This is a genomic window from Mycobacterium sp. DBP42, assembly GCF_005924235.1.
In the GTDB taxonomy this organism is placed as follows: Bacteria; Actinomycetota; Actinomycetes; order Mycobacteriales; family Mycobacteriaceae; genus Mycobacterium; species Mycobacterium syngnathidarum.
This window is the reverse complement of sequence record NZ_VCMY01000030.1, coordinates 9,980-33,907: the sequence shown is the minus strand read 5'-3', so window position 1 is coordinate 33,907 and position 23,928 is coordinate 9,980. Positions and strand designations below refer to the sequence as shown.

At 63.3% G+C, this 23,928-nt stretch carries 22 protein-coding genes; 15 read left to right on the top strand and 7 right to left on the bottom strand.

Features of this window, described 5'->3' with window-relative positions:
- Nucleotides 1-33 precede the first annotated feature (33 nt).
- The 4 genes from E0T84_RS22620 to E0T84_RS22605 all read left to right on the top strand — a co-directional run bounded on the left by E0T84_RS22620 (nucleotide 34) and on the right by E0T84_RS22605 (nucleotide 2,419).
- On the top strand, nucleotides 34-339 hold the full coding sequence (locus E0T84_RS22620; protein ID WP_138745598.1) for a PE family protein: 306 nt from the start codon (nucleotides 34-36) through the stop codon (nucleotides 337-339).
- Nucleotides 340-364: 25 nt separating this feature from the next.
- Entirely contained in the window at nucleotides 365-1,696 is a 1,332-nt protein-coding gene (locus tag E0T84_RS22615) for a PPE family protein (protein ID WP_138745597.1), read from the top strand.
- Nucleotides 1,697-1,835: 139 nt separating this feature from the next.
- Nucleotides 1,836-2,096: a type VII secretion protein EsxS gene (locus E0T84_RS22610; protein WP_138745637.1), complete on the top strand. Its 261-nt coding sequence runs from the start codon at nucleotides 1,836-1,838 to the stop codon at nucleotides 2,094-2,096.
- 35 nt (nucleotides 2,097-2,131) lie between these two features.
- Nucleotides 2,132-2,419 (top strand): WXG100 family type VII secretion target, encoded by a 288-nt coding sequence (locus E0T84_RS22605; protein WP_138745596.1) that lies wholly within the window; start codon nucleotides 2,132-2,134, stop codon nucleotides 2,417-2,419.
- A 77-nt stretch (nucleotides 2,420-2,496) separates the two neighbouring features.
- Here E0T84_RS22605 and E0T84_RS22600 read toward each other — a convergent pair whose 3' ends face one another.
- The 6 genes from E0T84_RS22600 to E0T84_RS22575 all read right to left on the bottom strand — a co-directional run bounded on the left by E0T84_RS22600 (nucleotide 2,497) and on the right by E0T84_RS22575 (nucleotide 9,762).
- Entirely contained in the window at nucleotides 2,497-4,212 is a 1,716-nt protein-coding gene (locus E0T84_RS22600; RefSeq protein WP_138745595.1) for a hypothetical protein, read from the bottom strand.
- Nucleotides 4,196-5,578 (bottom strand): type VII secretion-associated serine protease mycosin, encoded by a 1,383-nt coding sequence (gene mycP, locus E0T84_RS22595; protein WP_138745594.1) that lies wholly within the window; start codon nucleotides 5,576-5,578, stop codon nucleotides 4,196-4,198. The genes E0T84_RS22600 and mycP overlap by 17 nt, the downstream gene beginning before the upstream one ends.
- On the bottom strand, nucleotides 5,575-7,032 hold the full coding sequence (eccD, locus tag E0T84_RS22590; protein ID WP_249383716.1) for a type VII secretion integral membrane protein EccD: 1,458 nt from the start codon (nucleotides 7,030-7,032) through the stop codon (nucleotides 5,575-5,577). The genes mycP and eccD overlap by 4 nt, the downstream gene beginning before the upstream one ends.
- A gap of 11 nt (nucleotides 7,033-7,043) precedes the next feature.
- Nucleotides 7,044-8,429, bottom strand: coding sequence for a MinD/ParA family protein (locus tag E0T84_RS22585; protein WP_171055145.1), 1,386 nt, complete (start codon nucleotides 8,427-8,429; stop codon nucleotides 7,044-7,046).
- 185 nt (nucleotides 8,430-8,614) lie between these two features.
- Nucleotides 8,615-9,469: an ESX secretion-associated protein EspG gene (locus E0T84_RS22580; protein WP_138745591.1), complete on the bottom strand. Its 855-nt coding sequence runs from the start codon at nucleotides 9,467-9,469 to the stop codon at nucleotides 8,615-8,617.
- A 14-nt stretch (nucleotides 9,470-9,483) separates the two neighbouring features.
- Nucleotides 9,484-9,762, bottom strand: coding sequence for a hypothetical protein (locus tag E0T84_RS22575; RefSeq protein WP_138745590.1), 279 nt, complete (start codon nucleotides 9,760-9,762; stop codon nucleotides 9,484-9,486).
- A 714-nt stretch (nucleotides 9,763-10,476) separates the two neighbouring features.
- Here E0T84_RS22575 and E0T84_RS22570 point away from each other — a divergent pair.
- The 11 genes from E0T84_RS22570 to E0T84_RS22520 all read left to right on the top strand — a co-directional run bounded on the left by E0T84_RS22570 (nucleotide 10,477) and on the right by E0T84_RS22520 (nucleotide 23,042).
- Nucleotides 10,477-12,171, top strand: a complete 1,695-nt coding sequence (locus tag E0T84_RS22570; protein WP_249383715.1) for a ParB N-terminal domain-containing protein — start codon at nucleotides 10,477-10,479, stop codon at nucleotides 12,169-12,171.
- Between the two features lie 144 nt (nucleotides 12,172-12,315).
- Nucleotides 12,316-13,194: a ParA family protein gene (locus E0T84_RS22565; RefSeq protein WP_138745589.1), complete on the top strand. Its 879-nt coding sequence runs from the start codon at nucleotides 12,316-12,318 to the stop codon at nucleotides 13,192-13,194.
- Nucleotides 13,187-13,441: a 50S ribosomal protein L7ae gene (locus tag E0T84_RS22560; RefSeq protein WP_171055144.1), complete on the top strand. Its 255-nt coding sequence runs from the start codon at nucleotides 13,187-13,189 to the stop codon at nucleotides 13,439-13,441. Before E0T84_RS22565 ends, E0T84_RS22560 begins: the two co-directional genes overlap by 8 nt.
- 364 nt (nucleotides 13,442-13,805) lie before the next feature.
- Nucleotides 13,806-14,765 (top strand): hypothetical protein, encoded by a 960-nt coding sequence (locus E0T84_RS22555; protein WP_138745588.1) that lies wholly within the window; start codon nucleotides 13,806-13,808, stop codon nucleotides 14,763-14,765.
- A complete protein-coding gene (locus tag E0T84_RS22550; RefSeq protein WP_171055142.1) occupies nucleotides 14,752-16,032 on the top strand; it encodes a hypothetical protein in 1,281 nt (426 codons plus the stop codon). The genes E0T84_RS22555 and E0T84_RS22550 overlap by 14 nt, the downstream gene beginning before the upstream one ends.
- Nucleotides 16,029-16,739, top strand: coding sequence for a hypothetical protein (locus E0T84_RS22545; RefSeq protein ID WP_138745586.1), 711 nt, complete (start codon nucleotides 16,029-16,031; stop codon nucleotides 16,737-16,739). Before E0T84_RS22550 ends, E0T84_RS22545 begins: the two co-directional genes overlap by 4 nt.
- Before the next feature lie 8 nt (nucleotides 16,740-16,747).
- The gene (locus E0T84_RS22540) at nucleotides 16,748-16,927 is read left to right on the top strand and encodes a hypothetical protein (protein WP_138745585.1); all 180 of its coding nucleotides are present in this window, start codon (nucleotides 16,748-16,750) and stop codon (nucleotides 16,925-16,927) included.
- Nucleotides 16,928-17,891: 964 nt separating this feature from the next.
- Nucleotides 17,892-18,296, top strand: a complete 405-nt coding sequence (locus E0T84_RS22535; protein ID WP_138745584.1) for a Fis family transcriptional regulator — start codon at nucleotides 17,892-17,894, stop codon at nucleotides 18,294-18,296.
- Nucleotides 18,293-21,652, top strand: a complete 3,360-nt coding sequence (locus E0T84_RS22530; protein ID WP_138745583.1) for a hypothetical protein — start codon at nucleotides 18,293-18,295, stop codon at nucleotides 21,650-21,652. The genes E0T84_RS22535 and E0T84_RS22530 overlap by 4 nt, the downstream gene beginning before the upstream one ends.
- Nucleotides 21,652-22,365 (top strand): DNA-binding transcriptional regulator, encoded by a 714-nt coding sequence (locus E0T84_RS22525; protein WP_138745582.1) that lies wholly within the window; start codon nucleotides 21,652-21,654, stop codon nucleotides 22,363-22,365. The genes E0T84_RS22530 and E0T84_RS22525 overlap by 1 nt, the downstream gene beginning before the upstream one ends.
- On the top strand, nucleotides 22,362-23,042 hold the full coding sequence (locus E0T84_RS22520; RefSeq protein ID WP_138745581.1) for a hypothetical protein: 681 nt from the start codon (nucleotides 22,362-22,364) through the stop codon (nucleotides 23,040-23,042). The genes E0T84_RS22525 and E0T84_RS22520 overlap by 4 nt, the downstream gene beginning before the upstream one ends.
- Here E0T84_RS22520 and E0T84_RS22515 read toward each other — a convergent pair.
- Nucleotides 23,032-23,865 (bottom strand): hypothetical protein, encoded by an 834-nt coding sequence (locus tag E0T84_RS22515; RefSeq protein WP_138745580.1) that lies wholly within the window; start codon nucleotides 23,863-23,865, stop codon nucleotides 23,032-23,034. The genes E0T84_RS22520 and E0T84_RS22515 overlap by 11 nt on opposite strands.
- Nucleotides 23,866-23,928 lie beyond the last annotated feature (63 nt).

The following is a 23,928-nucleotide window of genomic DNA, read 5'->3' as shown; positions in this document are numbered from 1 at the left end:
CAGCACTGAAATGGGGAAAGGGGATTGTTTCCCATGTTGGATGTCACTCCTGAAGCACTGGTAGCAGCCGAGGCCCAGGTCACGGCCATCACGGCGCGCATGGTGGCGGCCAATGCCGCCCACGCCGTCGCCTGCGCCATGATCTTGCCGCCGGGATCGGATGCTCCGTCGGTCCGGACAGCGCTGTGTCTGCAAGGCGGGGCAGGCGCGCACCAGGTGTCGGCGGCGATGGGCAACGAAGAGCTGGGTCGGTCTGCAATCGGTATCGGCGAGAGCAGCGCCAGCTACGCGGTAGGCGACACGCAGTTGGCGACGGCATTCGGAGCTGTCGCCGTCTGATCGGCAACGACGGAGTCTTGCATCCATGATCCCGCTGCCACCGATCTACATTGCTGCACCGCCGGAGGTCCACTCCACGCTGCTGAATTTCGGCGGCACTCCGGCGGGTATCGCCTTGGCGGGCACGTCCTGGGCTGATCTTGCCGCCCAGTATCAAGGCGCCGCGGCCGAGCTGGCTTCCACGATCGGCACAATCCAGGCCAGCTACAGGGGGCCGTCAGCTGAACAGTTCGTTGCCGCCCACCAGCCGTATCTGGGGTGGCTCGAACTTGCCGCGGTCAAAGCGGTCCTGGCCGCCGAGGCGCACGGTGACGTGGTGGCTTCCTACGAATCGGCGGTTGCGGCGATGCCGACACTGGGCGAGCTGGTCACCAATCACGTCGTCCACGGCGTTCTGGTCGGCACAAACTTCTTCGGTTGCAACACGGTTCCCATCGGTGTCAATGAGGGTGACTACACCCGGATGTGGATCCAGGCCGCAAATGTCATGACCGGCTGGGACAGTGCATCGGCACTCTCAGTGGACCTGATTCCACCGACGACAACGTCACCGGTGCTACTCGTCCCGGGAGTGGGTGAGTCGGGTAACGCGGCAGCCACCGCCGCTGGATTCACCACCGTTGCCGAGGGGCAAGGCGCCGGACTGATGCTCGATACCGCCGACATGCTGAGCACCAAACTGGCTGCCGGCAAGATCGCCAGCAGTCCGGCGACGGCAGCCGACGGTATTCCTGGTTCAGCGCACGAGGAACAGGCCAGCGGACACAAGGACGAGCTGGCCCAACAACTCAAGCCTGAGAGCATGGGCAGTTCCCTGTTGAGCAGCGCGACTTCAGTTGGCCCGCAGGCTGCCCAAGCGGCGACCTCGGTGACTCAGGGCGCGGGGCCCCAACAGCTGGTATCCACCGCGCCGCAACTGCTCGGCTCTGCTCCGCAGGCGTTGGGCCAGCTGCTCACCAATTTCTCCGGGGAAGGCCTCGCCCAGAATGGGTCGAACGCCATGCCAGTGGGGTTTGCCGGAACCGGGGCGATCCGTGGGGCCAACCCCGCGGGACTGACGAGTTTGGCCGGCGGAGCGTTCGGGAGCAGTACAGGACGTCCGATGATGCCGTCGACATGGGGTGCGTCGCCTACCACGGCCACCGAAAACCTGGGGTCCACACGCACACTCGCCCCGGTCGGGGCAACGCTGCCGGGCGGGGCGGCAACATCGAGTGGATCTGGTGCCGGTGGCGCAATGATGGGTGCCGGTGCCCGCAACCAGCGGTCGGGCCGGTCCCGGCAGGTCACCACCTACGACAGCGACAGCGCTATCGACGAAGACGAGGACGCCGAGATGAGGGGGCGTTCGCCATGATCCATTAGCACCACTGCTGACGCGTATCTGATTTTCATCACAAGCCAACTGCAACAACATATTTCTGCGAGAAAGGATTCGAATCGTGGCTAGTTTTCTCGATACGAACGCCGCGCAACTGGTGAGCTCTTCGTCCGGAATGGGCGATGCATCCGCAAATATGCGTGGCACGATCGCCCAGGCCGAAGCCAACGCTCAAGCCGCCATGGGGTTCCACATGGGCGAGTCTTCAGCGGCTTTCCAGGCCGCCCATGCCCGCTTCGTCGAAGCGGCCGGCAAGACCAACATGCTGCTGGATGTGGCCGCGGCCCAGGTGCACGAAGGAGCCACCTCCTACGTCACCGGCGATTCTGAGATGGCCGACGGCGTGTCCAGCGCGTCCGGCATCATCCCGACCTAACCCGGGACACCGACCAGCATCAGGAGGACAGACGTATGAGCCAGATCATGTTCAACTACCCGGCGATGATGGGGCATGCCGAAGGCATGCACGGCGGTGCCGCCCAGCTCGCTACGGCCGCAGCAGCGGTGTCGGCCGAGCAGTCGGCGCTGCAAGCCGGCTGGCAAGGCGACACCGGCACGACCTATCAGGCGTGGCAGACCCAGTGGAACTCCACCACCGAAGAGCTGATCAACGCCTACCGGGCAATGAGCGACGCCTATCAGCAAGGCACCGGTCAAATGCTGGCCCGCGACGCCGCAGAAGGCGCCAAGTGGGCCTAGATGCTCTAGCCTGACCGAAAACGTGTGGGCGGCACCTGATTACAGGTGCCGCCCACACGGCGTTGATGCCCCATGGTTCAGACGCGGACGTTGAGCCACACACCTCGCGCCTGCTGTTCGATGTCACGCAACTGCGCAGGCCCGGGTTCACGCTGCGTGCGAGTCCGAAACGCCTCCAGCAGGCGGCCCAGCCGCATAGGAGCACTCTCACGCAACTGCGGGGTGATCACGTGGAACCATTCCGGATCGTTGGGAACTTGGGTGATCACAACGGCGGTGGAGGGCGGCGGGCCAGACTGAGGGGTGCGCAGGGTCACCAAGATGGCACCGCCGCTGGGCGGTTCGACGCTGCCATCAGCCACCACGATGGCTCCGTCGGGCGGGGCGGGCAGTTCGGCGCCGGGCTGGCCGACGGCGATACCGATCTGTTGGGGCGCGGCGTAGTTGGCCAGCCGCTCCCACTGCGCGGGCCGGTTGGTGTAGACAGCCACCGGCAGCCCTGAAAGAGCCAGTCGGCCAACAATGCGCAGGTGGAACTGAGTAGTTCCGGTCACCGTGATACGTACCGATTCAGCTGATGCCAGGGCCAGATAATTCGGGCGGCGCTGTGGATCGGATCCCAACGGTATGCCTGACTCGGTGGTGCGCCACGGGACCGTGTCGAGCCCGACATCAGACAGCGGTGCGGTGGGCAGGTCCAGGTTTGGATGTCCGCCCACAGACAGGGCATCCGCGGCTGTGTGGTGTAGGCCGTGGAACCCGGTCAGCCCAGGCAAGAGGTGACGGCCCGGGCGAGCGGCCGTCAGGACTCCGACTGCAGCGCTGACTGCTGCACCCTGAGAGCCCCGTGAACGGACGGACAGGCTGACCCAGGTGGTCTTGGCAGTGACCATCGGGAGCGCGTCAAGAACGGACTTGAGCGACTCTGGATCGATCGCGTAGACGGCGCGGAAACCATCGGCGTACTCCGCCCCGGTCCAGCACTCGCGGCGCAAGTGTCCACCGGCGGTGACGAATCGCGGCAGCTGCGCAGGATCGTCGCACAGCGTTGCCTTCCACCCCTGCTCACGAAGCTCGGAGGAAAATCGGCGGGCCGTGACGTCGGCGAGCTCAGCGATCGACGTCCGAGCCTGCAGCGCCGCGTCCTCGTGGTCGTCGAAGCCACGGCGACCACGGCGGCCAGCGGCGATCGCGGCCACATTGCTTGGTGCGCTGAGAGTCATCGTCAACCAGGTGTCGCGGCGCTGAGGGGTCTGTGGGGTCAGCAGGGGCGCGACATCATTACGCAAACTCGAGTTCGGCGGAGTTCGGGTTACCGCACAGACCGTGAGGTCATCGACACGGATGGAATACCGATCCAGCCACGCAGTGATGAACGCCCACGGCAACTGGTCGCCGTTGGTCGCGGCGGTGGTCAAAGAGTGAGGTTGAGGGCTCAAATGGACCACGATGGTGGCCGTCTCGGAGGGAGACCCTGACGCCACATCGGGCATTGAATGACGTTGCGGTTCCGGCGGCCGGCCAGTGCCGGCTACAGGCCGGCGAGCCCGTCGAGTGCGCAGCGCCATCGGTACCCAGCGAGTGACAATGGTGGACAGGTGCTGTCCGTGCCAGCTACCGACAAACGCCACGACGATGGCCACGGCAACGAGCAGATGCCACCACTGCGGATGGCTGTGCCGTGGAATCAGGACCGCCCACGCCAGCAGCAGTGTGCTGGCCATCAACGACATCCGCAGCCAGCCTGGGCGGGCAGGAGAAATGCGTGGCGGGGAATCAAGAGTTGTCGTCACGGCGCATTCCAATCAGAGTGACTGCGGTGACCGCAGCCGCGATAGCCAGAATTCCGACGCCGAAGGCCACAAAACGGGGCCAACGATTGTCCGGTGGCGCCGGCGCGGGCGGGGCTACGTGCACCACCGGCGCATTCGACGGTTTGACCTCACTGTCGGGGATATCCCAAGTCAAGGCCGCAACAGGGTCGATGACGCCAGCGCCGACCAGGTTGGACGGGGATCGGGCAGCGTTATGGGCTGAAGCGACGAGCCTGTTGATCACCTGGTGGGCCGACAAGTTCGGGTATTTCGACCGGATCAAGGCCGCGACACCCGACACGTAGGCCGCTGCGAACGAGGTTCCGTTGATGGGCACCATGGGCTGCTGCTGGGACGGCTGCCCATTGACCAAGCCTGAATTCGGACCGTTGCCCAGTGAGGTGATCTGCTCCCCCGGCGCGGCGATCCCTACCCACGGGCCGGCCATAGTGAAACCAGACGGCTGCCCAGAAGGGTCTAAGCTGCCCACCGACAGCACGTAGGGCTGCCAGTAGCTGGGTGTGGAAATCACGGTTGCCCCAGCCCAATTGCGTGAGTCATCAGGATTTTTCGGGTCCGACAACGGGTTGCTCTCACACATACCCTCACGGTTGTTGCCGGCCGCAGCCACAACCACAATGTCTTTGTCCAGCGCGGCGTAGCGCACCGCGGCGCCCAACGGTGCCTGGTCGACGTTCTTGTAGGTCGCGAAGCAATCGACAATGGACAGGTTGATCACCTTGACTCCAGGCATATCGGCGGCCAGGCGCACAGCGCGCGCAGCAGTCAGGATGTCGCCGGCTGTCTTGATCAACGTCGGATCATCCCCAGAAGGGACTTTGGGGGCCCATTGGGCCGAGGTCTGCCGGATGGAGATTAGATCGGCCTCCGGTGCAACTCCGGCGAAACCATCAGGACCCGGTGCGGCGCCGATAATTCCGGCGACCACGGTGCCGTGGCCGTCGCAGTCGGTGAGTCCATTGGCAGGCGGGTCAATGAAATCCCCACCCCCGGTGAGATGAGGTAGCCGGGGCTGCGGGGTTACCCCGGAATCGATGATCGCGACGGTGACGTTCGCGCCGCGGGATGCCTTCCACGCCTCGGCAAGATTGAGCATGGCCTGGCTGGGCGGAACGGCGGCCGGGTCGAAACCGGGCAAGACACCGTTGAATGAGCACGGACTGTTCTGCCGCATGCCTTCGGGCTCGTTGGGTCCGGGTGGGCCGGCCGGCGGCAGAGCCGCAGGATCAACGACAGGTTGCGGTGCGGCGCTGGCGATCGGTGGAGGGCTGCACAGGCACAGGAATACCCCGACGCAGAGCAGGGCGCTGATCCGGCGAATCATATGCTCCCCCAGTTCCGCAGCATGCTGACGATTCCGGTGAGCCAAAGCACCGCCGGCAAAATGGTGAATAGCAAGAAATTTTCGAGCAGATCGAGATAGCGACGCTGAGGGATCGTCCCGTCCTTGCCGCCGATGGTGGCAGCTGCGATCAGAAGAATCGTCAAGGCTATGAGCACCCCAGCGGCCCCCATTCCCGCCCCGCGATAGCCGGTTGCCGTGAAGGACACAGCCAGAGCCACCGTGGTCACCAGCGGTGCGGCCACAAACCACAGTGCCGCCGTGGCCGAGTCCCAGATCCTGGCCTTGAGGAGGTTGACGATCGCGGTGACAGTGACCAGCCACCACGCTGCCAGCGTGTCGATGAAGCTGATCGTCGCCGGTTGGTCGGGGAGCCAGAGCACTAGCACTGACCCGACCGCAGCCAGAATGACCGACGCAGCGACGTATCCGTTCTGGTATGCGTGACTGACCGCGACCTTGCGGGGCAGCGCTTCGAGCGCCGAGCGAGAAGGGCGCTCAGGTGTGCGCTCCCCCGGTGCGGGCACGTTGGGTAGCGGATAGCGCGCGGAAATCGCTGCGGCGATCGGAGCCCTATGCGCGACGTAGAGCGACAGTGCGATGACGCCGCTGCCCAGGGCCACATACGGCAAGTGGATTAGCCCGCGCAGGGCCGCCGCGAGGAGCACGATAGCGCTGACCACGATGATCGTGGTGTGTACCGCCACCCACTGGCTGGTTGTCACGACGATCAGAACCGACCACGCCAAGACGAGCGAAGTCGCCAAGAACACTGCTGGTGTAGCGCCGGAGTCGGGCCAGGCTGCGCTGATCGCCGTCGCTGAGGCCAGTCCGAGCGGCAGCGACGTGAGTACCCCGAGGCGCCCAGCGATCGCGGTCTTGCCCTGCCGCGTGCTGATGGCGGTGGCGGTGGCGAACACCAGAGCAACAGCGGCCAGGATGGCCACTGGCCACCACAGCTGTTCCCGATGCCAGTCGTAGGCAGCGAGGCCGGCGATGAATACCCCCACCGCTATGAACGTCACCTGGGCGGCAGTGGCCAGCATCCGACGTTGAAACTTGCTGAACTGTGCGGCCGAATGGATGGCCGCGGCATCAGCGATATCCTCGACCACTGGAGGGGCCGCCGGCCCCGGAGGCAGCATGCGCAACCGCAGTGAATTGCCCTCGACGACCCCCAGGGATTCCAAGGTGGCGTCTGGACTGAACGGGGTTCCCACGATGGGGCCGAGAGAGTACGGCCGGATCGGCCGGCCATCGGCAGGCTCCGTGTCGGTGGTCGCGAGCTCGGCGTCTTCGTCGTCGGTTTGGCCCGAATCGAGCTCGGCGCGAATTTGCGGAATGAGCTGGCGGATGGGAAGACGGGCCGGCAACGCGAGGTCGGCGGCAGCGTCGTCACCGACAATGTAGACGCGTATAAGCCCTGTTACGGTCACAGGATCCACGATCAGAAACTCCCCGGGTTGTGGCTGCCATGGGAGGCATGCCGTAGCGGATAGTGATCGGCGATGTACCCGGCCACCTCCAGGAAGGCTTCGGAGGTGGCCTTCTTGAGAGAAGCGAATTCGATCGCTGCACCTTCGGCCAAATGCGGGTCGAAAGGCACGTTGACCACCTGAGTGCCACGCTCACGGAAGTATCTGCCGTACACGTCCAGGTCTACCAACGGAGACCCCGGGTAAGGCGCATTGAGCACCACCACCGTGCGGGTAAGCAACTGGCCGAAACCATGAGCCTGCAACCACGCCAACGTGTTTCGGGCACCGCGGACACCGGTCATGTTCTGTGCGGCAACGATGACCAGCCCCCCAACATCGGAAGCGACGGTACTGAACAGCGGCGTGGTCACCGAGGTCCCGCAGTCACACAGAATTACGTTGTAATGGCGCTCCAAGATGCGCATCGCGGCTTGGTAGTCCTTACCGCTGAGCACATAATCCGAGTTTGGATCATTCTGCGAAGACAGCGCTTCGAGACGATCAACATTCTGTACGGTGTGAGCGCGCACATCGGCGTAGCTCTGGATGTTCACCCGTTGCGCGAGATACTGAATGTTGGCGGTCGGCCCGCCGGCATCGTGAAAGCGATCGGAGAGGTCACCGAGGTCAGCGTCAAGGTCGGTCGCAATCACACGGTCACCGCGAGTTCTTGCGATCGCTGACCCCACACCGACAGTGGTTGTGGTCTTGCCGACACCGCCTTTCACGCTCAGGACCGCGATCTTATGCACGCCGCCAAGCGGACTGCGGATCTTCTCCAAACGTTGGGCGGCTGACTCTTCCTTGGGGCCAGGGCCAGGCTTGACCAATCCCCCACTCATCAACCTGACTGTTTTGCGCCAGCCCTTCTGTGCGACGTGCTTAGCCGGCGGCTCGATCGTGTCTTGGCGTATGTCGCCGAACGCCGCATCGGGCCCGAACAGTGATTGATCGTTGCCAGTGGGTCCGGTCGGCTGAGGGGCTGGCTGAGAAGGGGTAGGAGCCGCCCGCCAGGTTGGGAAGACGGTGGTCTCCTCGTGCGGATCATAGACAGGTTGGGCTCGTTGCTGATCGATGTACTGAGACGATTCGACCGGCGGCGGAAACGAAGACTGCGGATCCGGTTGGCCTTGACGCGGCGGCAGAGGGGGCCGATATGGCGACCGCTCCGATTCCGGTGAAAACCCCTGGGGGCCGCTGTTGGGCAGCGGCGGAGGTTGATAGCCCTGTTGCGGCGGTCCGGTGCGGCGCTGCTGGTCGCCGGACGTCGCAGAAGGCTGGCGCTCCCCCGGCCTGGCCGTATCCGAAGGCCCGGCGTGTGGGGGTGTAGCGGAGCTTGCCTCATCGACAACCACGCGCTGCGGACCGGTGTTGTCGAGGTCATCGGATACCGGAGGCTCCATATACGGGAGGCCTTCCTCATGGTTGTCAGGGCCGTTGGGGCCCCCAGGCGTCGGGAAATGCCCTGCGCCCGGCTGCTCGTTGCGGTGACGGCCAAAGTCATCTGGATAGGTCATAGTTGCTTACCTGTGCTTTCCGGTTAGGTGGCGAAGGAGTCGTCGGGAAACCAGCCCCCTGACGGCAAACGAGCTGTGAGATCACGCAAAGCGACGGCGATCGCAAACGGATCGGCAGGCGCGAACACCGATTCGCCACCTGAACGAGGCTCCCCCGCCGGTGGGGATACAAGGATGCTTCCCACCGCTGTGGTGTAGATGTTGACTGACACATCGGTTTGATGACGAGAACCGTTGATGCCTTCGTGCGCGGTGATCTCCACGTATTGGCGGTCGCCTTGCAGAACCAGATCCATGATCTGCGCGTCCGACTCAGGAACATCCATCTCGGTCAGCAGCGCCACTACATCGGCACCCTTAGCCGCCTGCTTATCAAGTGCCACACCGGCATCCATCGACAGGGTGAACTCGTTGAAGTCGGCTGGCTGGGATTCAGGCAGGCCGGCGGTGAGGATCGGGACCAGGGCCTCGGTGTAGTCAACCTGCATCGGAGTGAGGGTGATCATCTGCGCGTAGCGCAACGCAACCACAGCCTCGTGACGGTTGGCGCCGCGGGCCAAAACTCCGCGGCCGATACGTTCAGAATCCAAAATCGTGAGCCACTCCAGCCACTGCTCGGCGCGACACACGGTGCGCACCGCTGCCGCGACGGCAGGATGAACACGACCATGCTCATCCATTACGGCTGCGCGGCTGCCAGCTGCTGGAGTGCTCAACTCGTCGCGCATGCGGCTATTGAACTGATCAGCGTCGGCCGGGTCGTAATAGGGCGCGGTAATGGCGAGCTTCCACGGGAAGGCGCCCGCCTGAAGATGTTCGGCTAGGAACCAAGCCTGCTCAGCGGTGATCTCGACAGCGTCGGAGTAGTTACTGGACATGGTCAAACCTACTGCTAGTGCTCATCATTGGACTGTGATGCCTCGTCCTCGTCGGGGTCGTCGAGCCCGCCCTCAGAAGGAGTGCGAGCTTTCTCCAGTTCCTCCAGCATCGGATCGAGTGAACGCTCGATGATGAGCGACATCGGTGCCCCCCACCGCTGATGCTGCTTCTTGAGGCGTTTGAAGGTCCGGCCGCTGAGCCGGATGGTGGTAGGAACCGTGGGAGCCTCGTCGAGGCCCGCGGAAAGTTCCCTAACTAGGGCCTTCGCCGCGTCTTGAGCTGCTGATCCCATGACGTACGTCCTTCCATTGCAGGGGTTCCTACCCGTGCACCGGCAGTAGAGCACAGGATTCGGACACCGAGATGCACACCGCGTCTCTGCATTACATAGTGCATCGAGTCGATGCTGGGCTGTATGAAATGCCAGCAGCGCATGGTGTGTGAGCTCATTCTGTAAGTAGATGCGCAGAGGGCATAAAGATGTCAGGAAGTGAACACGTACAGCACGATGCCATAGGCGCATACATATGTATGCGCCTATGGCATCGGAACAGATGTCTTGCTCCATGAAGTGCTCGGACGGTGACGGCTAGCTTTTTTGGGCGTGAATTGGGGTCCGATCGGATGAATTTGAGCGCAACACACGGGTCGATGGCATATCGATGTCCGACTCCCCTGCCATGATGAGTGCGGGCCGGCCGCCGCTCCCCCCGGATGTTCGACTTTCCGCCCAGATCGAGTGCCGCGGATTGATCCACCCCGCTAAACGTCACGTGACAGAAGGTTCGACGTGTTGGTCGCCAGGACGATGCACACAGATTCTGACAGCGGGGGCATTCCTTCTTATGCACCGTGCATGAAACGGGGTCAGCCCCGTCGTCCGACCCGGCCATCATCCCGGCGGCTGCGGGCGGGGCCGAAGTGCACGCAATCGGGGCGTGGCACTTGCGCCAGGGCCAATGCTGAAATACATTAAATACAGTTATTACAGTAGAGAGGAGAACTCGTGCCGAAAGCAGTGCCCACCAAGACGGCTCGTCGTCCGTCGCTAGGAAAACCCGGCGGAAGCCGCAAGATCCCCAACCGGTACATGAACCTCGCCGGCGGCGACGATGTCCAGCCGCCGGCGGTGATTGGCGGCAGCGCCGCCGCGGAGGAGAGTGATTCCGCGGGCTTCGTCGGAGCCATTGCAGCCGGCGTGGAAGACGCCACCCGGGTCGTCCGGCTGGCGGTAGGGGAGATCGCCCCGCATCCTTTCAACGACCCGGAGCGGTCAGCTCCCCAGCCGGGTAATGAGAAGTGGGAAGAGCTTGTCAACGGTGTGCGGAAGAACGGCGTGTTACTGCCGACACTCGTTGTTCCTCGGTCGGAGTTCCTCGCAGCACGCCCCGCGATGGTCAACCAGATTCCGGCGGACGCAAGCTATGTCCTGATCTACGGCCATCGCCGGCGAGCCGCGGCGCTCGAAGCCGGTCGCGAGACGATTCCCGCCGTTGTCGATGCCTCGATTATGGTCGACGACGGCGACCTGGACGCCATGGCCGCCGAGAACCTCGGGCGTGAAGACCTCTCCAGCAGCGCCAAGGCCGCGCTCTTCGCGCGATACGCCGACATGGGTTTGAGGCAAGAACAGATCTCCGAAAGGCTGGGTGTCCACCAGTCGACCGTCTCCCGGTACCTGGCGAGGTATCTCATGGTTTCCGAGCTACTGGCGACGCTGGACAACCGCGACCCCAACTCGCCTCGTCTCAAGCAGACCGAGGCGAGCACCATCGTCGGTGCGCTGCCCTATGGCCCGATCCGCAGCTGGCAGACGAACCCGGAACCTGACGACGTACAGAACAGCGAGACGCGGCGCCAGGAGCAGCTCGCGGCATTAGAGCTCGTCCAGAAGCGAGGGATGACGGGTAGCGCCGCCGCGAAATGGGTCGTCACAGCACGCACGGCTCGCGCGCAGGCGGCCGAGTGGGGTGTCCCGATCGTCGATGATCCGAGGGAGGAGCTGGGGGAGCGGTTCTACGAATACCGCGTTCCCAGCTTCGACGAGCAACCTGGGCTGATCGCCGCACTGGATCCCGCCCTGGCGACTTTGGTGTTGTACCGGCGCCCGGATTCTGAGGTTGCACCTGACGCCTCAGTAGGGACTCACGTCGACCCAGCAGATCCGGCGGGCGACCTCGACGGTGAGCCAGAGCCAGGCGCAGACCCCAGTCAGTCAACCGACGGTGGGAACAGCGTCCCCGGGGAGAGTGCATCAGTAGCGCCGGGGCAGGGTAGTGATGAGGAGGATGAAGAAGCCGCGGTGGCCGCTGCCCAGCGGCGGTCCGAGATTGCGGCGGCTGCCGCTGCGCAGGCCCACCGTCGGCGCTCCTGCGCAGCGCTGATCAACGTCAACATGACGAACACGGATCTGACACGAATTCTTGTCGGGCAGTACCTCTCCGGAGTTGCGGCACGAGCTGGCACCTCAGCCGTGGCGGCGCTCCTGGACGACTGGGATTCCAGCGTTGATGGCAACAGCGACAAAGCCCGCGCAACCAAGGCCTGGCATATCGCCGTGGCTGCTGCCGAACTGCACACCACCGAGCTGAAAGACAAAGCCTGGGATGCCGCTGCCGTCGCCCACGTGCGACTGCTCGTGGATCGGGTCGGTTATCAGCCCACCTCCTGGGAGCAAACGCAACTCGATCTGGTGCCGTGATGCACCGTGCATTCGCCGGCAATGGCGATCTGGCACAACACCCCGTTATGCACGGTGCATGACGGGCGACGTCCCCTCCGTTTCATGCACCGTGCATAAAACGATCCCGAAATCTCGCACATCCCACTGACGAAGGAGCCCGAAGTGACCACCTACACGTTCGCCAATATGGCCGGAAGTGTCGGAAAGACCACGACAGTCGTGAACCTCTCCATCCCACTGGCCGCCGAAGGCCTGCGGGTCAGAGTCATTGACCTCGACCCGCAGGCGAACCTCAGCACCCTACTGGGCTATCCCGCCACGAACGGAATCACCAGCGCGGACGTCCTGCGTCAGAACGCGTCCATCGCGGAGGCTGAACGCCCGGCCCGGCTGCGGGCCTACATCAGTGACGAGACCGGCCAACCCGTCTACACCGGTGATCCTGACTACGAGATCGCCAATCTGACGATCGTGCCAGCCGCACGAAACACCCTCGACAAGGTGACAGTCGAGTTGACCGGCGCAGGTATTGGCGGCTTCACGCGGCTCTATGACGCGCTCACCGAGGCGGAACCTGTCGATGTCACCTTCATCGACTGCCCCGGAACGGGTAATGCGCTCGTGACCAATGCCTTGATCGCGACGTCGGTCGATGAAGACAAATCGGAGAGTTCCTGGGGCGTGATCAGCTGCATCAAACCGGCCGGCAAGGAGGCCGAGGGTCTTGAGACTCTCATGGCGGCAATCGCTGAGATCAAGAAAACGGTCCGGCTTGACATCCCTCTGCAAGCGATCGTGCCGTGCGCAGTGTCATCGCGCGCAATGATCCACAGCGAGCAGCTCAGCGAACTGCAGACGGTTTTCGGGGATAAGCTGACACCCAGCGTGCGTCACCGAACGATCGTCGATGAGGCATACACCAAGTACGTGCCGGTGCCGTTCGTCGGACACCGCGCCAAAGAGATCAATGAGGATTACGCCAAAGTGCTCCAGCGTTTGAAAGACCTCGGGCTATTCCGGGGTGCCGTGGTAGATGCCTAGTTCCGGTGATCCAACCGGGAAGTACTCCACGGCCAACATTCCCGTAGACCTCCACCGGCGGGCCCGCGCGGCGGTACGGATCGTGCGGCGCGCAACTGGGCGCCACTACACCATCGCGCAATTCTTCCGCGAGGCCATCACCAGGCAGCTGGAAGAAATCGCGCGCGAATACAACCAAGGGCGCGAGATCCTGCCCGACTGCGAACCGCTGGATGCTGGTCGGCCTGACGGACCCCACAACGCATAGAGAGCGTTACCGAACCGTTATCGACCGGGTGTCGTGAAACGGCGCTGCCAACCCTAATTGGAGGGCGGAAAGAAACTGGCGGCGTGTTTCAGGCCCAGGCGGCGGGGGCGGAAAGCGGGGCATCTCTATGGCTTCTCCATTGGCAGTCACGGTCGGGCATGCCCGTTCCGGACCAGTCAAGGTGGTCTTGACGGCGCAAAGGCCACACATGCGATGGGCGGGAGGCCACAGAACAGGCAAGACCACGCAGCTGCGATCGGCGGTCGTTCAGCTCGCCCAGCAGATACCCGCAACAGCGTGCCTGCGGCTTGTACTGTTCGCGGCTGACAGTGCTTCCATCCCTGAGCTGGACAACGTTGACGGGGTGGCGGTAGTGCCGATCGGGCATGCCACCTCTCACATGGTGGCCCGGATCCGTGACGAGATCGCGCAGCGCACATCATCGCCGGGAAAGGTGTGGCCGCCCTTGGTCATTGCTGTCGATGACATTGATCGCTTCACGGACAGACCCGGGAGCATCAGCGACCCGTGGCGTCGTGCAGGAGCGGTGCACACTCTCCTCAAAGATCTCGAAGGACACAGCGGCGAAATGCCGAGCGGAGTGCACCTTCTGCTCACATCACCACGACTCAGCGACTTCCATATGTTCACCTGGCCAGAATCGTGTCACACCCCCTACACCACCATCATCCTGCCGCTGGAAACCTGTGACGCAGCCACACACGCACCGCTGATGACGGCGCTGAGATACTGCGGTGAGCTGAACGAGAGCGATAAACAGCCCGATGGCACCGTCCGACGGCTGGCGTACCGGGTGGCCGGCGCCCGCGCCATACGGTTCACACTCACCCCAGAATCAGAACCTGTGCCACCCCAAGAAAACCTGGACCTTGTCGGTGGCAGCGACGTCCGCGTCCACGGGCATCCGGTCACTCGGGACGGGGCCATGGCGGCGGCCGCCGCGCGTGGGTGGCGGATCGCTGAGGATGCCTTCGGCAGCGCCGATAGATGTGTCCTCATATCCGAAGTGACGCACAGCTGTGTCGAGCTGCGATGGACTTGGCACCCAACCTCAATTGGGCGTCGGCTGATCGACTACGCGTGTGTGGGATCAACAACCGAGTCCGTGTACAGGTTCATGATCGACGGGGACGCACTCACGGCTCGGGAGCAAATGGCGTGGCTCCTCGGCGTTTTCACCTGCCTTGGCTATCCCTGGGGCCAGATCGAGGACAACGTAGCGGGGGAGCGGGAGAGCGGAGAAACGCCGTCAAGCGCGCGCAGACGACTGAGGATGAGGTGGCACGTCGGTGTCCGAAAGTGAAGTGATACTGACGCACATGGACCGCCCCGCAACATCGTCGGATCCGAACCCGACCGATGCATCAGTAGACAACGTCGATGCGCCGGCCTTCACCCAAGAGGCCGATACGCCGCTCAGCGCCGCAGTCATTCGTTACGCCTACGGGGTCCACGAACTCTGCCATGCGCTCCCGCAGAACGACGTCATCGACATCTCAGCACTTCCCGCTGATCTCGTGACCAAAGCTATCGCGCACGGGGATGATCTCCACAGCGCGGACATATCGGTGAATCTGAACTTGACCGACAAGCCAGGTGTCATAGGAGCGGTGGCCCGCGCGGCTGCGGCTCTGAGTCCCCTTAGAGCGCGCGCTGCTGCGATTCTGCTCAGCGCACTTGCCGGCCTGGAATGGGCGCTGGTGATCGCCAACGCCCCGACAGCAGTGGCTCTGGGGGCACCTGTCGCGCTGGGGGTCGCAGCTCTGGGAACCGCCGCGGCGGCGAAAAGGCCGTTGGGGCAGCGGACTATCTATACCGACACCGAAGTTCGACAGCTTAACGACGCCACCGTCATCTGGCCGATCATGAGCGAAGAACTCGAAGCGTACCCGAACAGCGTTGTGCTACGACGGGAATGGGAACAGCGTGTGGTACTTGGTGGCCCGTATGAACGGGTTGCGGAGTCGTCGGGTCGAGCTGCAGTGGTGTGGCGTGAACCCCGGCTTGTCGCCGTGGCCAACCTGATCGCACGGGACATCGAGGCCAGCCCGGCCTGGGCCAGTGAACTTTTCGATGTCCACCGTGTACGGATCGACCTGGACCAGACCCTATCCGACATCCAATTCCGCGCCTATCGGATTTGGAAGACCCACGCCAACCTGGTCCCACCACCGACTTCTAGACCAGATGATGTGATCACCCGACGCAACGATGAGATCACGCTCCACGCTGAAAAAGCCTGGGCCACATTGACCGAACTGGTCCGGCAACTCTACGAGTACAAACAACAGCTTGCGCCGATCGACAGCATGGTCCGCGAAATCGCTGCACTGCGCCTGAGCACTTCGCGGGTCACAGATGAAGCGGTCCGCCAGTTGATGGTTGACGCGGCTGGCAACACCGTCAAGGCCGGTGATGTCGCAGCTGCAACAGTCGAACTTAGTGAACTGAATGCCAATCTCACTGCGCGACTGGACTTTCTCCGGCAAGCACTCACCGAGCCCGTAAACATCCTGCCCATCACCGCACAGTCATCACAGCCCCGCAAAACCGTGGAGACTCAGAGGTGACCAGCACCGACAAGCCGTTCCCCGCCGACACAGACCTGATCTACGGCGTCAGCGATCACGACAGTAGCCACCACATTCTCACTCGCGCAGCAGCTGACGCAGGGATGAATGCCTCTGCTATCTGTGGCCACCCCACCACGGTCGCGTCAGCCTGGGGACCCTACAACACCGCAGCGCCACACCCCGGCCGATGCCACGAGTGTCGGTGGATCCTAGCGATCCAGCGTGACACCATCGCAGCTGAAATCGCCACGTACACCCCCGATCCGGTCGATTCGGCCGTCATCACAGCGATTCTCGGCAGCCCTCTCATCGGCGTCGACGTGCTGACCGCGATCGCGGACTCCTCTGTCAAGGTCCACCATGACAGAAACCTGAACCCGTCGCGGCTCTCTCAGCTCCTGTCCCATGCCAGTCGGCACCAGCCCACCGTGACGCTCTGCGAAGAATGCGTCGAGATCGGCATCGTCAACGCGCACGGGTTCGGCTCCATCTGTCCGGAACAGAGCGTGATCTGCCACAGCTGCACACCACACGCGGTTGAGGCATGGGCAGGGGAGAGGGAGGGAACGGTGCTGACGGAATGCACTGTGGCAGCACCCTGCTCGGTGCTTTCCACTCTGGCCAGACATTACGGCGTCGCGCTCGGGACGGCGTCGACCAGGTCCGCCAATACGCGATCCCAGCTGCTGCTGGAGAACAGGTAACCCTGCAAATGCCCTTTCAGCCTCTGACTATCGACACGGCCGACCTGACCCTGGACCGGCTCGACGACTTCGTGTGTCGGGCACGCGGCGCTGGGGCCATCGGAGACAACCCCGTCCTTATCGATGCCTTCGACAACAACGGCAATGTTCTTGATCCCCAGTCCATCACGATAGAGGTCGACTACTGATGCGGGTCCGTGGTGGTTCTGGGTTCTGGTCGGCAAGTTCAATAGCCGCTAATCCGATGGCGGACCTGCATGGGCTCGCTCCCGCCACCGTGGGCCGTTTCGTCACGATACAAAACGGATCATCCGTACCCCCCAAGTGCCAGGCACGGATCCCTGGAATGAACCAACCGGAGCAGCGGCAGCAGCAGCAAAACCGATGACGACGACTACCACCACCGCGGCAGCTGAGACGCCGCCCGCTCCGCCGAGCGGATCCCGCCTTCGGACAGTACTGGCGGTGTCCGCCATACCAACAGCGTGTGTAGTGATACCGACAGCCATTGTCCTTGCCGAGCTGAGCAGACCGCCCCGACGCGACGTCCCCGGCTGGCTTCACGTCACAGCTACCGACCTCACCCAGCTGACCTTCGAGATCCAGGCCGCACTGGTCGGAATGATTCTTGTGCTTGGCGCTCACGCGGTTCTTTTGGCCAAGCAGCACGCGATCGCTCACGCCGCGAAGGCCCTTTCCATCGGGGTGTACCTCGTCACTTGCACGCTGTTCCTTTCCCCTCCCATTCTCGCTGGTACACACAGCTTGCCGACCTTCGACGGGGATCCCATCCCCTACAGCACAGACTTCGACTACAACGCGTACTTGCCCGACCTTCTACCGGCCGTCGTCGCACCTGCGGTGTGGGCATTGGCCGCGGCCATTCCTCTCGGCCTCGCCCTGTCAACGGTGGATAGATTCTGCAGTCGTCGTCGGCAATCCGCGCAATCCGCGGGGACTCTATCGACTGGTCACCCCGTCCCCGCCCCACTCCAATGTCGAGCTACTACCGGCGACATCTCCGAGCCGTCATCGTGGCAAAGGATGAAGACGATGCGCAAGCAATACTTGCGTCTATGTCAAGTAACGCTTGCCAGAACGGGGCGCGGCGACTAGCATTGCTTGCGTGCGAAAGGCTCACGGGGACTAGGCATGACGGCCATCGACCCCACGCTGGCGTTGATTCAATCCGCGGCCGAGTTGGGCGCGGAGCTGTTCGCTCTCAAGATGGCCAACTCTTCTCTGGACGCCGCGATCGATGTGTGGACAAGGCGAGTCGCTCAACGCAAATACACACCGACTGAACGCTCGCGACTACTCAAGGCCGTGGAGCGGGGGACCGCGCGGGAAACCAAAGAGATCCAGCTGACCCGAGCCGCACTGTTGCGTGCGGTAGGACTAGAAGAGGGCCAGGCGGCGGCAGCCGCCGCGGCAGCGGGGGCCACCACCGCGGAGATCGGCGCTGTACTCGGGATCTCGCGCCAGGGTGCGAGTTTGAAAATTCGGTCCTACCGAGATCGCAGTGACGACGGGTCGCAACAAGGAGGGGCATCATGACCGCGAAGGCCTCCGTATCGCTCGATCGGCACGTCGTGATTCTGAACGCGGCAGGGACGTTCACGCCCAACGGATTCCGCCTCACTGGCCCGGTGACGTCTGTGGACAAGCTGGAAACGCTGATCACCTACGTCGTCGGCAAGACCCTGCTGCGACCATTGCCCGCCAGTAGTGGCGTCGACCCGGCCCCGTCGCGACTATGGTTCGTCGGTGACGGTGGCCGGCTGCTTGTCGGCGCGACCGACGAAGCATCAGCAGAGGACGTTGCGGCGCAAGTCGGTCCGACCTTGGCACCGCTAATCAGTCGGGGCTGGGAACTCAAAGGAGCCCCTGAGGGGCGGTTCGTTCTCACCGGCAGCGTCGCGCATCCTGAAGACGGTCCGCAACACGTCAGCGTGGAAGTCGTGGTCGAAGCCCGGCCGTGGATAGGTGGCGGCGCCATCATCGACGACCATGTCGAACTCGGCCGCCGGCTGACCGCGTGGCACGCTGCACTGGGAGTGCTGCCAGCCAGCAGCGCCCACGGCTCCGGAGCGGTACTCCTCGACACCATCCGGGCTACCCGGATCGCTCGTCCTGCCAAGAGCGACAGATCGGGGGACAAGAAGCCTCCGGCGGTGTTGACCGAGAACGGTGAGCTCATCTCCGGGGTGAACGCCGAGTTGCGGATCCAGCCAGCCTGGGCTGGCACACCGACCGTCGTCCAACAGCAGCAGCTCGATCACGCTGTTGACCTGGCGCTGTTGGAACAGAAATACCCCCACCTCGCCTCCGCCGGCATGATCAGCCTGGGATACGGCCGCCCGCAGCGGCTTCGAGGACATCAGGCCGCCGACGCGGCCGCTGCCGCCAAACGTCCGTTCGGGATGTGGCGGGCCCTGCTACCGGCCGCCGAGAAGATCGACCAGCCTGCGTGGCTTCCCGCCCCCCACCCACAGATCCGAGCAGGCGAAGCGACCCGGACCTGGGTGAGTACCGAAGATCTGGACAACCTCGCTAAAGACGTCAAGTACGGCGGCGCCAACCTGAGCATGGATAGCCTCGACATCGACGCGGCAGTCGTGTGGCAGCACCAGGGCCGGCTGCTGGAAACCTGGACGGAGCGACTGCGTGACGATGCACTCGTGGCCTTCGCCGGCCAACCCGCACTGTGCGCTCTGGTCGAAGAAGTAGCCCGTGAATACACCACAGCGATGGGTGATCCGAACGTCTGGGACCACGAGGAATGGAGACACCACTACCAACCCGCGATCGCCGCGGCGATCGCCGCACACATCCGATTTCGGTTCCGGCGGGTGGCGATGCGGCTTTCCCGCGAATATCGGGCCATACCGCTCTACGTGCACGGCTTCTCTTCGGTCTATGCGTTGGGCATCGATGCCGACACCGAGCAACCGGTTGACCTGTCCGACAAGCACACCCAGCTCGGCAGGGTCGAAATCACGCGTCGCATCGCGCTGGCAGATGAGACAGTCCTCGCGCTCGTGCTGGCCGAAACACCCGAGCAGATCGCCAACGTCCTGACCACGTCCCTCGACGTTCCCGCCGCCCACGACGAACTCGCCCTCGTTCCGGTCGCCACCGACCCCAGTGACGAGTGCACCGACACCGGCCCGCAGGACAAGGCGCAGACCGGCGCTGCGGGCGGGCCTGCAGAACACGCCGACAAGCCCGGCCACGCCGAGCCCGGCGCCGCAGCTGCCGCATCCCAACCGGTCGCGCCCGTCTCGTCGAAGGCGGGCAGATCCTCCACACGCGCAAAGAGCAAGCCGGCCACGGTCAAAGGGGGCGCTCCGGCGGCCGCGGTCTTGCACACCGACGGACTGTGGCTGCCCGACGGCACCTGCATCACTCCCGCAAAACTAGGTGAGCTGACCCACGTCGGGCACGTCGCCAAACTAGCCGATACCTACAACATCGGCTACCCGCTATCGGAGGACTACGCTGAGCCAGGCCAGATCTGGGTGACCGAAGCTGCATGCAGACAGTTCGGGATCGACGTAGCGGAGTTGGCCGAAGCGCGGGCAAGGGACCGGGTGAGCCTGCTGCACGAGATGACTGAGAATATCCCGTTCGTCACCGCCGCCGTGGCTGACGGGTGGCGCCTTGGCGGCGACAAAAACGTTGCGCGCCTGGGTGCCTGGACACGGGTCTACCGCGACGACTCGGACAAGACCGCAGTCCAGGTCGTGCTGATCGCCGGCCTGGACACGGCGTTGACTGCCGAGGAGTCGATCGATGATGAAGACACCGAAGATGATGTCGATACGAGTATTGGAATGCCTATTTTGGCGGGGAGGCCGACCCCAGCGCAGGTTGCTCACCGCCTGCAGTTACTTGCTGACGCGCTCGGGTTCCCGTACAAAATCAGCGACGGGGTGACGGCCCTGGACCTACTAGATCAGGCTCGTCCTCGACCATCAAAGGATGGGAAGGGCTGGAACGTCAAGGACTGGAAAGGGATCGTTCTGGCGCCATCGACCACCGAACTGCCTTACGGCATCGGCGATGTGGAACGGGACTTCAACGTGTGGTGCCGGATCCCAACGGCCGAAGAGATGCGAGCGCTGTACGTGCATGCCTACGACCGGGGCGGCTCCTACTTCGCGGGTCTGGGCTCGCTGCAGCTTCCTATCGGCGATGCAGTCCACTATTCAGGTGGGACCAAATTCGATCCCAATCTGCCGGGATTCTGGTTGGTGGAGGTTCCTGAGAACGACAACCGCTTCATGCCACACCTGCTCAACCCTGGTGGCTACCAGTTCACCGAGCCCAGATGGGTGAGCACGTCCCGCATCGAAATGGCCTTCAAACTCGGCTACGAACTGGACATCCAGGGCGCCCTCGTCTGGCCACGCCACGGCCGTATTTTCCGGCTTTGGTGCGATCGGTTCTCGCATGCCAGCGTCACCCTCGACATCGACGATCCCGACGCCCAAGCGGTGCGCAACCAAACGAAAATTATCCGCGTCCGAGGCTTCGGCATCATGAAAGCCACCTATATGAAGGACCGACAGGGCTACCACCCGGCGCGATGGTACTTGGGTATCGGGAAGGCCAGCGCCACCATCGCCTACCGCATCAACGACATCGGCCAGAAGACCGGCCGCTGGCCGGTTGCTGCTGATCACGACACACTGATCTACGTCTCCAATGACCCCAACCCCGAGACGGCGTGGCCAGGAGGGCCCGCGACGTGGGGGCGCTCATTCGGCAAGTACAAGCACGAAGGCTCCTCCCTGCTGGCCGATCACCTCGAGTTCCTTGACGGCAACACCTATCGCGGCAAGAAACACCTGACCTCACCTGGCCAATGGCGCGAACTGCTGCCGACCCTGTCCAAGGGAGACCAGTGATGGCACCTCGACAGCGACGCAAGATCAATATCGGTCGCCTCGTCAGGCACGGCTCCCCAGTCAACCGAGACGTCAATATCGACGAGGCCGCCAAAGAACTCCGTGTTTCGAAAACCGCTGTACGCCAGGCGATACAACAAGAAACCGCCAAGATGAGCAACGCCTTCTATCGTGGTATTTCGGGGCAGCGTGAGGCCGACGTCGCAGAACGCACCAACGCCAAGGGCATGCTTCAGGCCGTCTACGGGAAAGGACCACGGGGAGGGGCTGTCAACACAAAAGCTGCCTCCGAGGCGCTGGGCGTTTCGGCCGAGACGGTGCGTCGGTGGGCCCGAGGCAGCCAACAACCATCACCAGATCATCTGAAAGCACTGCAAACCGCAGCGCGGAAAGCCTCAAGCACCAAAGCTGGCCGCTGCGCCGCCACCGACCAGTTCCGCAGCAGTGAACACGGGCGCAAAGCCTTAGCAAATGGCGCCAGAATTCATACCAGTGGCTACCAGGGGCCAGTCAACTACGCCGACGAAAGGGACCGCGACTGCGGCTCCGAGCCACTCACCGCCGCCGAGATCGAAGAACTGCTGCGCGCCTACGAGGACGGCGGAGACAAGGGCCTGCTCGACTATCTAACTGGAATAATGGACACGAGATACCTCCACGAACCGTGGGAATTCGCAACCATCAGCGACTTCCGCATCGGTGACCAGCGATGAGCACCACTGCGATCGTTGTCGAACCGGTGCCCGGCCCGCGGTGGACGCGTAAACGGTTCAACACCATGCTCGCCGACTGCTACGGCACCACGATTACCGGTGACATTAATGCCGAAGCGGTCGCCGAATATGCCGGCGTCACACCAGCAACTGTGCGTCGCTGGATCGGCGGCGACAGTGCCGCCGCCAGCCGCCACACCGCCGCCCCATCTGCCCGAATTGCCCAACTGCAGCGCGGTCCGGACAGTGTTGAAAACATCAACCACGGGGGCTACCAGCGCGCGCAACTGGCCTTGGCCAATCTCGATGACGACACCTACATCTTGCCCGCTTGGCGAGAAAGCGGCTGGCTCAACGAGCATGCCGTGGTCATCGTCGAAGTCAACAACAAACCGTGGCGGCAAGTGATCATCACCAAAGCCAACCGGCGAGCCCTGACCGAAATCCGTCGTCGATCGGTGATCGTCACCAGCCTCACCCTGCCTACCCGGTTTCACGCCCAGGTCCTCGCCCACGCCGTGATGCTTCGGCAGCAGGCCTGGCGGGTACACCCCAGCTCCGAACAACTCAGCAAGGGCCGCACTCAGGTATGGATGGCCGATGCCCCGGCGGTGCCGTTGGGATCTTTAGCTGACCAGATCGGGGTGGGCCCTGGCGCCAGCACGATCATTGAATGATCGTGCGTTCCAACCGTTCTGCCTGCTTTGCCGTCGCCGGGCCGTGGCCTGGCAATCCGCCGCTCACGGTGCCTGGCTCGTAGCCGTCGCGTTCACCGGATGTGGCAGCACGTTTCGTGCTGTGGATCTCGTAAAGAGTGATGCCGAAGCGACCGGATCCCTGGCAGTGGTGAGCGCCCCGGCTATGTGGGGGGGCCTTGTTTTCACTAAAATCGATGTGGCACATCGGACAGAATGTTGACCGGGCGAAGTAGTCGACGACACTGACGCCGGAGGGCTTCTTTCGAAGCGGATCGGCGGTGTTCTTCCGGGCTTTCTTGGGCTTCTTCTTGGTAGGACTCTGAGCCGGAGCGGGAGGATTGTGCTCAAGACCTATCTGGTCCAAGGCGCGATATTCAGCGGGGTATCGTTTGCGGTCGGCAGTAACCAGCTGCCGAAGATGATGCTGAGTCGCACCGTATTTCGCGCGATACCGAGAAAACAAGTGATCGATCCGGGCTTTGCGGTTCGGTCCCACCAGCGCCGACTTGTAGGACTCGAGGAGAGCATTTGCCTGCTCTTGAGTCAGCGTTTGTGGTGGCGGTTTGACAGAACGTTGCCGGGATGATTCCGGCGACAAATCCAGGTAGTCGGGCAAGGTGTCGTCCATCAGCAGGCGTAGGCACCGGTAAGAAATCCCGTAGGTCTGCATGTACCGTCTGCATGTAGTAGCCAGTCGCGCGTGCGATACGGACAACGCATCGCTGATGCCTTTGCGGATCGTGGCCTTTTGTCCGGCCGATAACTGCCGGAGTTGTTGAGCGGGACCCAGCTCGTCGGACATGGACGCACGATAACCAAGGACTCCGACAGATGAAACCCGTCCGGGAGCGCGTGCAAGCAAGGT